The organism is Alphaproteobacteria bacterium (assembly GCA_040905865.1).
Taxonomy (GTDB): domain Bacteria; phylum Pseudomonadota; class Alphaproteobacteria; order UBA8366.
In genome coordinates, this window is record JBBDQU010000036.1 from 89,303 (window position 1) to 101,561 (window position 12,259).

Annotated in this window: 13 protein-coding genes; all 13 read right to left on the minus strand. The window is 56.3% G+C overall.

Going from position 1 to position 12,259, the window contains the following annotated elements; all coding sequences use genetic code 11:
• Nucleotides 1-66: 66 nt before the first annotated feature.
• The 13 genes from WD767_07290 to WD767_07350 are packed head-to-tail and all read right to left on the minus strand — an operon-like array spanning nt 67 to nt 12,130.
• The gene (locus WD767_07290) at nt 67-987 is read right to left on the minus strand and encodes a transketolase C-terminal domain-containing protein (GenBank protein ID MEX2615883.1); all 921 of its coding nucleotides are present in this window, start codon (nt 985-987) and stop codon (nt 67-69) included.
• Entirely contained in the window at nt 984-1,817 is an 834-nt protein-coding gene (locus WD767_07295) for a transketolase (GenBank protein ID MEX2615884.1), read from the minus strand. The genes WD767_07290 and WD767_07295 overlap by 4 nt, the downstream gene beginning before the upstream one ends.
• Nucleotides 1,818-1,833: 16 nt before the next feature.
• Nucleotides 1,834-2,481 (minus strand): class I SAM-dependent methyltransferase, encoded by a 648-nt coding sequence (locus WD767_07300; GenBank protein MEX2615885.1) that lies wholly within the window; start codon nt 2,479-2,481, stop codon nt 1,834-1,836.
• Complete coding sequence (locus WD767_07305) at nt 2,468-3,370, minus strand: NAD(P)-dependent oxidoreductase (protein MEX2615886.1); 903 nt, start codon at nt 3,368-3,370, stop codon at nt 2,468-2,470. The genes WD767_07300 and WD767_07305 overlap by 14 nt, the downstream gene beginning before the upstream one ends.
• The gene (locus WD767_07310; protein ID MEX2615887.1) at nt 3,370-4,659 is read right to left on the minus strand and encodes a nucleotide sugar dehydrogenase; all 1,290 of its coding nucleotides are present in this window, start codon (nt 4,657-4,659) and stop codon (nt 3,370-3,372) included. Before WD767_07310 ends, WD767_07305 begins: the two co-directional genes overlap by 1 nt.
• Entirely contained in the window at nt 4,656-5,588 is a 933-nt protein-coding gene (locus WD767_07315; protein ID MEX2615888.1) for a Gfo/Idh/MocA family oxidoreductase, read from the minus strand. Before WD767_07315 ends, WD767_07310 begins: the two co-directional genes overlap by 4 nt.
• Before the next feature lie 21 nt (nt 5,589-5,609).
• Complete coding sequence (locus WD767_07320; GenBank protein MEX2615889.1) at nt 5,610-7,166, minus strand: PfkB family carbohydrate kinase; 1,557 nt, start codon at nt 7,164-7,166, stop codon at nt 5,610-5,612.
• Nucleotides 7,159-8,175: an NAD-dependent epimerase/dehydratase family protein gene (locus tag WD767_07325; GenBank protein ID MEX2615890.1), complete on the minus strand. Its 1,017-nt coding sequence runs from the start codon at nt 8,173-8,175 to the stop codon at nt 7,159-7,161. Before WD767_07325 ends, WD767_07320 begins: the two co-directional genes overlap by 8 nt.
• On the minus strand, nt 8,172-9,185 hold the full coding sequence (locus WD767_07330; protein ID MEX2615891.1) for an SDR family oxidoreductase: 1,014 nt from the start codon (nt 9,183-9,185) through the stop codon (nt 8,172-8,174). Before WD767_07330 ends, WD767_07325 begins: the two co-directional genes overlap by 4 nt.
• 18 nt (nt 9,186-9,203) lie before the next feature.
• Nucleotides 9,204-9,953, minus strand: a complete 750-nt coding sequence (locus WD767_07335) for a transaldolase (GenBank protein ID MEX2615892.1) — start codon at nt 9,951-9,953, stop codon at nt 9,204-9,206.
• Nucleotides 9,954-9,976: 23 nt separating this feature from the next.
• Nucleotides 9,977-10,564, minus strand: a complete 588-nt coding sequence (locus WD767_07340; GenBank protein MEX2615893.1) for an HAD family hydrolase — start codon at nt 10,562-10,564, stop codon at nt 9,977-9,979.
• Nucleotides 10,551-11,318 carry an ABC transporter ATP-binding protein gene (locus WD767_07345; protein ID MEX2615894.1) on the minus strand — a complete coding sequence of 256 codons (768 nt, stop codon included), beginning with the start codon at nt 11,316-11,318 and terminating at the stop codon, nt 10,551-10,553. The genes WD767_07340 and WD767_07345 overlap by 14 nt, the downstream gene beginning before the upstream one ends.
• Before the next feature lie 23 nt (nt 11,319-11,341).
• A complete protein-coding gene (locus tag WD767_07350) occupies nt 11,342-12,130 on the minus strand; it encodes an ABC transporter permease (GenBank protein MEX2615895.1) in 789 nt (262 codons plus the stop codon).
• Between the last annotated feature and the right edge of the window lie 129 nt (nt 12,131-12,259).

Consider the following 12,259-nt stretch of genomic DNA (forward strand, 5'->3'; position numbering starts at 1 on the left):
CTATGAAACCTTTCTTGTTCGCAAGTATTCCATAGCGCCGCAAACGCTGTAAATGCCAGCGCCGCATTACGTTTGCTTCAACGCGCTGAGTATGTGTCGGGTACTTAATCCATGCGCTTCCAGCAATCCCTCATAAGATCCATAGTAATGAATGAATTCGTCCTTCAGGGCGAAACACTTCAGGTCGCACGGCGCTTTGATATCCCAGGCAATTTCCTTGATTCGGGAACCCAGACCGCCATGCGGCGCATTTTCTTCAAGAACAACCACCCTTTTATGATTGCGCAGTGTCCGGACAACCCCTTCCCGATCCAGCGGTTTTATCGTATGAGCTGATATTACCGATACAGTTTCGCCTTCGGCGCGCAACTGATTGGCAATTTCAAAGGCCATGCTGGTAATCGGCCCGTAAGAAATCACGCAGGTATCGCTTCCCTTCTGGATGTAACGAAGTTTTCCGAATTCAAAGGGCTCTTCGGCATTCCCGGTGAGCACGGGTTCGCCAGCCTTGCCGAGTTTCAGATATACCGGGCCTTTTTTTTGCGTCGCGCAGTGTATCGTCGCGAGGCGCGCCTCAAGGGGATCGCAGGGAGCAAGGATCTGCATGTTGGGAATCGCGCTGGCGATCGCGACGTCCTCCTGGGTGTGGTGCGTTCCGCCAAGGGTCGAATACACCACGCTCGTGCCCATTCCGACGACGGTCACGGGCAGGTTCTGGTAACAGAGATCGTCGCGGACCATTTCGAACGGCCGGTAGAGCGTGAACGTCGCGATGGTATAGGCGAAGGCCTGATTTCCCTTCAACGCCAGTCCCGCACAAATACCGATCATGGATTGTTCGGCGACACCGACATTGAGGAACCGTTCCGGGTACTCATCGCGAAATTTCATCATGCTGCCGGCTGGCGAGATATCGGCAACGACGATATAGATGCTGGGGTCCTTCGTTGCGCATTCATAAAGCGTTTCAGAAAATACGTTCCTCATGACGACGCCCCGGCCAACTCTTCCAAGGCGGTCTGATATTCCTCCGGGCTGGGCGAACGGTAGTGCCAGATCGGAACATTTTCCATATAGCTGACGCCCTTCCCCTTTGTGGTCTTGCACACCGCCATAAACGGTTTGTCGCCGCGCCGCGAATTAACGGCATCGAAAATCGCCAGTGATTCATGCCCGTCGACTTCCGCGCATTCCCAGCCGAACGCCTCAAATTTTTCCCTGACCGGATAAAAACTCGGATGCGTCTCGCTCGTCCGGCCCAGGCTCTGGAAATCATTATTGTCGATGAACGCGACCAGGTTATTCACGCCGAACGAAGACGCCATCATGGTCGCCTCCCAGGTCGATCCCTCCTGGACTTCGCCGTCGCTCAGCACGCAATAGACGAGGCCGTTTTCCCTGGCCACCTTCGTCGCATAGGCCATGCCCACCGCCATCGACAATCCATGCCCCAGCGATCCGGTCGACGCCTCGATTCCCGGGTTTCCGTAGTCGGGGTGACAGCCGAGAATGCCTTCGGCCGTGCAATATTCGTCCATGTCCTTTCGACTCAAAATCCCCAGATCTTCAAGTATGGCATACTGGATCATGCAGCCATGTCCCTTGGACATCAGGAACCGGTCATTGGTCGTACCGTCGGCTCCGCGGTTCATGAGACCGTAATAGACGCAATCGACAATTTCCGTGCAGGAGTATGCGGAACCGATATGCAGCGCGGTGACCTGCTGCGACACTTCCAGGATGCGCCGGCGAAAGGCCAGGCAACGGCGCTTCGCGGCGTCCGGGTCAAAACTGTTCCGTGATGTCGTTTCATCCATCGTCGGCCGATCGCTCCTAGATAAAGGTCCAATAGTAATCGCCGGTATATCCGGCCTCGTCGAAAATCCGTTTCCATCCTTCGGGATAGTCGTGAGTATACGCAGTCAATACCCAGGACTCGAAAATCTCTTTTTCTTCCACCGTCCGGTAACTGTCCACCTGCAGAAACGCGCCCTTCGTCGACAGGCGGGTCATCTCCTTCAGGGCTACGATGAGTTGCGGCTTTTTCAGGTTGTGCAGGGTGTTAATGGCGAGCACGACATCAAAGCTGTTATCCGGAAACGGCAAATGTTCGGCGCTGCCGAGGTGAAGGCGGCCAACCGCTTCCGGTTCGCAATGCATCAGGGCATATTCCGATACGTCCACACCGTAAGAATCGATTCCCTCCGCCAGCAGGTCCTTGACCAGAAATCCCTTGGCGCAACCGATGTCGAGTACCCGGTCGCCCGGCTGCAGGCCGTAATGGGCGACGATATCTTTTGCTACCGGTACCCAGCGGCCGTCATACCGGTATCCGCCATATCCAACGTCGCGGGATCCATCGAAGTAATCCTTGCCGTACTGTCGGGAGAGGTCGATGAGGTCCTGCGTCTTGGCGGTTTCGCGCTGACTGATATTCCGTTTGCTTTTCGGCAAACTGCGAAGCAGGTCAAGTTCCGGCAATTTCCTGTCCTTTTGATCTGTCATGCGTCACGGCGATGCCTTCCGCCAGCGGCGTATAGCGAAAATCCGGGAAAGCCGCCTTGCAGGCCCTGATGTCGAACGGCCTATAGCCATCATGCGGCATGGGCCCGCTACGCGGTCTGCCGACAATTCGCGGCGGCTTTTCGAAATGTCCCGCGACCAGTTCCGCAATGTCACGAAACGAGGCGACCGATCCCGTGGCGACATTCAGCGCCCCGGCGCTGCGCCGAAGCAATACATTCAGGATAATCGCCGCCACATCGTCAATCAGGACGTGGTCACGCCGCTCTTCGCCTTCGCCAAACAGAACGATGTCTTCACCGGCCTGTCCGCGCCGCCGGAACTGATTCGGGCCATATCCGTTATGGGGGTCATCCACGCCATATAGCAGGCTTGGGCGAAGCGCCGCAAACGGCGTATCGCCGACAACACTGCGAAGCATCAGTTCCCGCGCCGCATGCATCATGCCGTGCAGGGAATCCGGCTGAATGCGCGACTCTTCGGTCAGGGGATTCGTATCATCGGCGTATACGGCGTCGGAACTGATATAAGCCACATGCGCGACCGGCGCTTTTTCCAGCGCAAGACAGACGCTCTCCATCATGCGGATATTGTCGGAGAGCATCGAAACCGTCTTGCATGGGGCTATCGCCGAAACCACGACAAGGGCATCATCCGGCTTCAATAACGCGATCAGTTTCCCGATGGCGTCAGACGTCAGCAGATCGACCGAATCGCGCCCGATCCGAAGCGTCGGGATATTCTGCGCTTCCAGCATGGCGGCGGAAGCGCCGCCGACGAAACCGCCTGCCCCGATAATGACGACGCGAACGGGCTTTAACGGTATGGCGTTTCGATGTTCAAGCATCAGTCTTCCATTCTGTTTCCGGCCCCGCTGGCGACGCCGAGCGTGTAATATTCCAGTCCCGCCGATGTGGCAGCCGCACGATCCAGCACCTTGTAGGGATCGAGAACGATCCGGCCGCGCATCACCGCCGCCAGGTCCTGTGGCGAGATTTCCCGAAATGCGGCCCAGGGCGTCATGATCACCAGTACATCCGCATCTCTGGCCGCCTCTATCGCATCTTTCCTGCCTTCGACTCCCGGTGCGACAGTGGCCGGCACCACAGGATCGTACACGGTGACGCGGCAATCCCGGATATTTTCCAGCAGGGCGAGCGCGGGTGAATTCTTCGTACTGTGGGTATCCGCCTTATATGCGAGGCCAAGCACCGCGACATGCGCATCGCGATGGCGATCGAGGATGACACGACGCAGAGTCCGGTATGGCCAGGATTTGCGGTGGGCGCTGTTTGCGACCCAGGAAGAGACAACCCCGGCATCCGTACCATGTTCGGCCGCCAGTGCCATGACCGTCGCCAGGTCGCGTTCCAGGTTGCCGCCGGCGATGCCCAGCCCCGGCGCCAGATACGCGTATTGTCCGATGCGTTTGTCCAGCTTCAGCGCCGGGACGATCTCCGACCAGTCCGCACCCGTTTCCTCGCAAAGTTCGGCCAGCGTATTCGCAACGCTGATGGACGCAACCAGACAGCAATTTATGGATATCTTTGCCAGTTCCGCGCTTTCGTAACACATCTTCAATACCGGACAGGAAAAAAGCTCCAGAAACGCCTGATAGGCTGACGGCAATTCGGCAACGGGGTCGGCCGCCCCGATAATGTAGCGCTCCGGGTAAAGCGCCCGCTCCATCGCGCGACCGAATATCAGCGTTTCCACCTGGTAAAATAAAATGCCGTGGACCGCGCATCGCGCCCGCGTAAACCCGGGCGGAACCTGACTCAGGACAACCAGAACCGCGTCGGGCCGGATACTGGTGGCCGCCGCATTGAGCAATGCATCGATGACGGACAAATCGCTGCGACCTTCCTCATCCGTCGCGACATCGGGGGCGACGTACACCAGATCGCAGCGCTGCAGCGTTGTGAGGTCGCTGGAGAAAACGATGGAGTCATTATTCTTTGCCAGGAGTTCCGCGAATTGCGGCTCCGCGATGGGCAAATAGCCGGTCCGCAGCTGGTCGATCAGGGAACAATCGACGTCGACACATATGACAGACACGCCCTTTTCCGCCGCCGCAACAGCCGAATTCAGTCCCAGATGCGTCATGCCGACAAAGCCGACAGTGGGTAACGTCATTTCCCTGCCATTTCCATCGCGCTTGCGCCAAGGCGTCCAAGCATCCGGTTCAGCCACCTGTCCCTGGCGAAGTCAGTCCGCGCGGCACGGGTGCACAACTCCCTGAAATGATCGTATTCGAGCGCCCAAGTCGGATCGTCGCAAACCAGAGTCACCGATTCTTCCGGCGGCCGTCCCGATGGCCGCACGCGCTTGCGATGCGTGAAGGTGCTGGGGCCCCATTTGCATAGCGATTCGATATGCGCCGAACCGTTCTCCGCAAGGACATCGCAAGTGAAATGGTTGCGCCACATGAGCAACGTCATTTCCAACTCAAGCTTCGGCTTTGTGGTATCGGATGCGATAACCACATGGTCCGGCGCCGCATTCTCGTGGCGGCTCGCCGAGACGACCCGGAAATCATCGCCCAGGTCGCCGAACCAGAACGACGCGGTATCGAGCAGGTGCGACCCTAGATCCGGCAAAACGCCCGCGCCCTTATCGCGCCATTCGGAATCCCGGACCAGTTGCGCCGTTCCGTTCCCGTAGAACATCCGGCAACGGTAGATTTCGCCCAGTTCCCCTGAAACGATAAGGTTCCGCATGCTTTGAAAATGCGGCTCGAATCTGTGGTTATAGGCGGTATAGCAAACCACTCCATTCGATATGGCGGCCGATTCGAGCGCCTCGAAACGTGCCGCATCCTGTATCCATAGCGGCTTTTCGACGAGAATGTGTTTGCCGTGTCTTACAAGGTAGCTCAGCAATTCCAGCTTTTCGTCATCCGGCACGCAGACAAGTGCGGCGTCATACGCTGACAGCGGCACTTCCGTCACGTCCAAATATTCCGCATCCCTGTTTACGGGATCAACGGAAGCGACAAAATCCTCAGCCGCAAAATGTTTGCGTTTATGTCCCTGTACACCAAGGCCGATGACGATAACTTTCATGGTTTCCGTTTCGGCAAAGCGTCAGCAGTTGCCGCCAAAGGTTGCCTTGCGTTCGATGAGATCGATCTTGTTGCGGATATCCTCGGCGGTAACCGGAACGTTACCATCCCGTTCGCACTCGACGGCGCCGGCTATTGCGCCAACAACCGTTGCGACCACTTCATTGCCATGCGAGAGGTGAGCCAATGTCGCGTATGCCAATAGCGCATCGCCGGAACCTACGGCATCCACGACCTGACCCGCGAAACTGTCGACGGCAAAGAAGGAACGCACGTCCAGTTCCAGCTGGTTGCGGGACCGGTATGCGATCAGGCCGCGTTCGCCAAGCGTCAGGATCAGGTTCCGGCACTTTGCTGCCTGGTACAGTTTCAGCGCCAGGGGCCGGATAACGGAGTCCTGATCGCCAAGCGAAAAGCGCGCCTCGCGCTCATTGGGTGTAATGAGGTCGAACTCCTTGAAATCGCAGATATTCCCCCACCGGCTGGCAACCTGGCTATCCGCCACCCGAAACGCGCCCTTGGGAATACTCTCGATAAAGGTCGGAATGGTGGTCGCGTTGAAGACGCCATGCCTGAAATCGCTGAAGACCACGGCGTCGGCACGGCTCGATCGCAGGCTTCCGCTCATTTCTTCAAGCACGCGCTCGCTGATCGGCCGGTTGTCGAGCGTATCGATCTTCAGAAGACGATAACCGCCGCATACAATCGCGTTCTTGTTGGTCGTGGGTCTGCCGTTGGAAACGACAGCGCGGAGTTCCACGCCGGCCTTGCCCAAATCGTCCTCAACCAGCTTCTGCCAACGATCATTGCCGAGGACCGTTGTAAAAATCACATTGGCGCCCGCCGCCCGTATATGCTTCGCGACAACACCCGCACCACCGACAAAATCGACCTGCTCTTCGAACCGCACCGACATGGTGGGCGTTTTTGCCTGTCCGCCGATCATTGTCGTATAGGTATAACTGTCCACGATCGTATCGCCGACGACATGGACCGTTAATTTGTCAAATCCCTCAAGCGAGTCCCGAAGATCCTGAAACGACAGGCCTTCTGCTTCCAGCAATGTGTATAGCTTGTCGGACGCGATGTCCGGAGGCATCGTTTCGATTATCTTCGAGGACGAATAAACAATATCGCCCGGCGTGAAAATAAACTCACCGCCATAGGAATCCAGTACGCGTTTTTCGTCCCGCGTCGATGCCGGCATTCCGTTTTCCACGTACTCATAGCCTTTGGCGAAGAAATCGGGCTGGATTTCCGACAAATTAATCAGCGGCGTCGGCATCGTATCGATGACGACATAGTCGACCATATCGAGGGCGGCAAGATTCAGCGCCCGGAGGGCTTCCGGCACGAAAGGCCGAAAATTGGCCTTTGCGATATGCGCATCGCAAGTCAGGCTCGCGACCAGAATATCCGCGGTCCCCTTGGCATACATCAGATGGCGGATATGGCCCGGATGAACGACGTCGAACGTCCCATGGCACATGACGACCTTCTTTTCGCGCGGGCGCGGCCCGATTATGTCACGGAGAGTCGCCACGGTCTTGATTTTGGCCTTGTATTTTTCATCAACCATTCGTGCGCGCCTCACGTGCAGAGAGCATTTCGAACCAGGTCCTGGTAGCGGCTGCAATGGATTCGCTATCCCAAAGCGGCGCGTTTTTCCAGTAATCTATATTCTCCAGGATCCGTTGAACGCCGTTTTCGAACGACACCTTCTGCTTCCAGCCAAGCTCCGTAGAAATGCGCGTAATATCGGCCCAGGTACAGTCCGGCTCGCCGGGGCGTTTGGGAATATACACGACGTCACCGCCCAGCAATTCGACCAGCCTGTTGACCGACTGCGGATTTCCCGCGCCCAGATTGTAAATTCGGCCCTTGTGCGGCGAACATGCTGCCAGGAAAAAGGCTTCCGCGACATCGCTGGCATAAACGAAATCCCGGCTCTGGGTGCCGTCGCCGACAACGGTGAACGGTTTCCCCGCGAGTTTCTGTTTCAGGAAGACGCCGAATACCGCCCCGTAGGCGCCGGACGTCCGCGACCGGGTACCGTAGGCATTGAAAATACGGATAGAATTGACCGGCAGGCCGTATGCCTCAAGCCAGTGAAATGCGCTTTGTTCGCCCAGATTCTTGCTTAGAGCGTACGGGTACTGCGGATCGATCGGATGCGTTTCATCCGTCGGCGTTTTCGCCAGGCCATAACAGGAGGACGACGCGGCATATACGAGTTTTTCGACACCCGCCGACCTGGCAGCTTCGAGCACATGCACCGTCCCCAACACGTTGGCGGACATGTAAGCCGTTGGATGGTCCATCGAGGGGACGATGTCGCCGATCCCCGCAAAGTGAAACACATACTTCGCATCGCGGAAGAAAGAGTCATTTTCCGAAAGCTGCCGGATATCGCGTTTGTCCAGCGCGACGCTGCCAGTCGACGCGTGGGCGGCAAGGTTTTCCTCACGCCCGCCTATCAGGCTGTCGATAACGCGAACCGCGAACCCGCGTTCCACCAGCAGATCCACCATATGGCTGCCGATAAAACCGGCGCCGCCGGTCACGACCGCGATTGGCTGAGACGTCATCTCGCGCCAATCGCCTGCATTGTCCTGACGTTGTAATACCAGTCGTTTTCAAAGCTCGCCGGCAGCTTGCCTTCCTTGAAAGCAGTACACAAACTGCGGACTGCATCTTCGATGCTGTGCTGCGGCTTGAAACCCAGCACCCGGAATATCTTGTCCGAATTTATGTGATAGGACCGGTTGTCGTCGCTTTCCGTTACAATGATCGGAATGTCGCCCTTCTCCGGGAATTCCTCTTCAACGACTTTTTTTACAAACTGCGCAATTTCCATGATTGTGTAGTTCTGATAGCCGGCATTGAAGACCTCACCCTGGATTTTCTCCGCCGGCGCCTCCAGCATCAGTTTGTAAACCGCACACATATCCTGAATGTGCAGATTGGGCCGCTTCTGTGTGCCGCCGAAGACTGTTATTTTTCCTTTGTTGACCGCATGGTTGGTCAGGATATTGACCGATAGGTCCAGCCGGCAACGCGGTCCGTATCCGCACACCGTCGCCGGGCGAATGGTTACGCAGGTAAAGTCGTCCGACTGATGCCTGAACAGCAAGGGTTCGCACATTCCCTTGAATTTATTGTATAAAGTCAAGGGAACAAGGGGATGGTCCTCGGTGACTTCCGGGGCGTCGGACACGCCGTATACGGAGCTGGAGGAACAATACACAAACCGTTTAAGACCCGCCTCCTTCGCCGCCAGAACGATCGGCTCGAACGCATTCAGGTTGATGGTCGTACTCAGGTTTTCGTCGAGTTCGAAGCTTGCGTCATTGGAGATACATGCCAGGTGAAGTATTGCTTCTTTTCCTGTCAGCGCTTCCTTCAGTTTTGCAATATCGCGGATATCGCCGTCAATCACCGTCAAATTCGGGTGCTCCAGCGGCAGGTGGTCTTTCCGAAAATACGGAACGTCATAAACGGTAATCTCATATCCGTCATTCAGGAGTTTGGGCACCAAAACACTGCCGACGTATCCGGCACCACCGGTAATCACAACCTTTTTAAACAACTGTCCCACTGCCCTCTCGTTTTCCTGTTAATCGGCGGCCTGGATTCCTGCGGCCTCCGACGCCCCTGTATCGATCATATATCCGGCGGATCTTGCATCGTCGTAAAACATGCGCACCGTTTCCAGTGAGTAGCTGTCGAGATCCTTTCCGATGATCGGCAGCTTGTTCAGAACATCATGCGTCACGGTGATAATGTGACACCCGATTGAATCGGCATGGAAAATATTCAACAGTTCCCGCGGGCTCGCCCAAAGCAATTCCGCCTTCGGTCGCGCCTTCAGTATGCCCACGGCGGACGCCATGATCGGCAACGGATCGACACCAGTGTCCGCGACCCGGCCGGCGAACACGGAAACAATCGCCGGCGTGTCCGCATACAGTGCATTTGCAACATCCCGGACCTGATCAAGCGTGAATATCGCGGTAATATTCAACTGCACCCCTTCGCCAGACAGTTCCTCGATAATTGGAACGCAGCTTTCGCCCTTTGAATTCGTGATTGGAATTTTTACATTCACATTCGCACCCCAACGGGCAATTTCCCGCGCTTGCGACGCCATTTCCGGCAGGTCGTCGGCAAACACTTCGAACGAGATGGGGCGATCCGGAACGGCCGCGATCAATTCGCGGGCAAACCCGCTGTAATCGGTTATGCCTGCCTTCCGCATCAATGTCGGGTTCGTGGTAAACCCCTTGATCAATGGGTTTGCCGCCAGCTTCAAGATACTGTCCAGTTCCGCCCCATCGGCATATATTTTGACGGTCAAGCCGTCCACGCCCGTGCCCAATGCTGTATTTGTCACTGATCGCAACCCTTCAATTGCCGGGAATGTCGCAGAATGATTGCTACTGACTGCGGCAGGCTCGAGGCCCTTGCATCAGGTGCTTCGTCCACTTTTTCCAAATACCCCCTATCGACGAAGACAGTATAACAGCCGGCCCGCCGCCCCGATACAATATCCGATTCGCGGTCGCCTACGAAGTAGCTCGCCGAAAGGTCCAGGCCCCATTCCTCTGCAGCTTCCAGAAGCAGCGAAATTCCCGGCTTCCGGCACTCACAGCCACTGCGTTGCGAATGCGGGCACATCTTGACATCGTCGACACCGACCCGCGAGCGCACGATCCGGTTCATTGCATCGACTGTTGACCGGGACACCAATCCGTTGCCGATATCCGGCTGATTCGTGACGACAATGACCCGAAAGCCCGCTTCCTTCAGGCGCGCCACCGCTGAACGAACACCGGGAAGCAATCGAAAGCGGGACAGTTCGCGCGGTGCATATGGCTTGCCATCCACGACTTCGCTGCGGTTTATGACGCCATCTCTGTCCAGGAAAACCGCCCGGACCTTTCCGGATGACGGGAGACGCCCGTCATCCGGCAGCATGTTGCTCGAAATCGTGATTCATCTTGTGATAAACGTCGAACACATGGCCGACCTCGCCATAGGCGACGAGCCTCCCCTGCTCCAGCAACAGCGCCTTGTTGCACATATCGGCGATAATGCCTTCGGAATGGCTGGCAATGACCAGTATCTTGGCGCGCTGCAACAAACCGTTGATCCGTTCCTGCGCCCGTTTGGCGAAACGGGCGTCCCCCGCGCCCAACCCCTCATCCAGCAGCAATATATCGGGATTAATGATCGTCACCACGGCGAAGGCAAGCCGGAGCATCATACCCGAAGAATAGGTTCGAATTGGTAGCGCCAGGTATTGCCCCAGCTCCGTAAATTCGGCAATTTCGTCCTTGCGGCTCAGGATCTCCTTCATCGTCAATCCCAGCATCACACCGATATTGACGATATTTTCGAAGCCGGAATCCTCCATCGCCATACCGAGACCGGGACTCAGCAGGGCGGAAATTTTACCTTCGACTTCGATGGACCCTGCAGTGGGTTCGTATACGCCGGCGAGAACCCGCAGCAATGTCGATTTGCCCGCACCGTTATGGCCGACGATACCGACCCGGTCGCCCTCTTCTATCGTCAGTGAAATATTTTCGAGCGCCCGCACCACGACTTTATTGTCGAGCGAAATATTGCCCCCGGTCCGTCGCCTGAAAACGACCTGACGCAGCAATCGGCTGTCCGCATCGAAAATCGGCAGATGCAGCGAGAGGTCTTTGATCCGGATAGATGACATGGCGCTAATTCACACTAAACAGGTTACATCCACAGAATTATCCTGTGACGATATCGGTTGTAGCAAATTATCGCAAAAAGCCAGCCGACGACCGTAATTCCGCCGACAACATACCAGCTAACCATCTCGGGGGCCTTGCCAAGCATTGGCGAGCGCAGGATATCGATGAAGTGATAGACGGGATTGAAGTCAACAAAGACCGTTTTGACCCGCCCCGCCTGTCCTGGAAACCAGAAGATCGGCGTCAGGAAGAACGTCATCTGGACAATCGTGGCAAGCAGAGGCTGCAGGTCCCTGTATCGCGTGCACAGAATTGAAATCACGCTGCCAATCCAGATCGCATTGATGCAGAAGAGCAGGAGGGCGGGCGCGATCAACAGGGTGTTCATATTCACGTCGACGCGGAAAACGATCGCCACGAAGACGAAAACCTGAACGTTGTGCAGGAATACAATGAAATTCCGGACGAGCGCCGCCCAGACAAAAACCGTATACGGCAGGTTGGTCTGCTTGATGATCCCTTCGACCGCGACGAACGTACCGGAACTTTCCGTTATCATCGCCGCAAGCGGGATCCAGACTGTGAACCCCGACGACAGATAGGGTAGATAAGCGTGCAATTCCTGGTTGAAGATGCCAGCGTACAGGAAACCCATCGTGCCGATAAATGCCGCCGTGCTCAACGTTCCCCAGAACGGGCCGATCTTGGTACGCCGGTAGCGACGGATGATATCCATCCAGCCCATGCGCGCCCACAATCGCCACATGGCGATCCCGTCTCTTACATCCCGTATACCGGCACTGACTGCCATAGCGATCACAAAACTCCATTGATGGCACTATTACATTTTGTAACGCAATATACTGAAACGATGCCTTGGCAAACAGTTTTACATCGGCATTACTTGCCGACCATCCCGGTAGTATTGTCGGTCGACAAT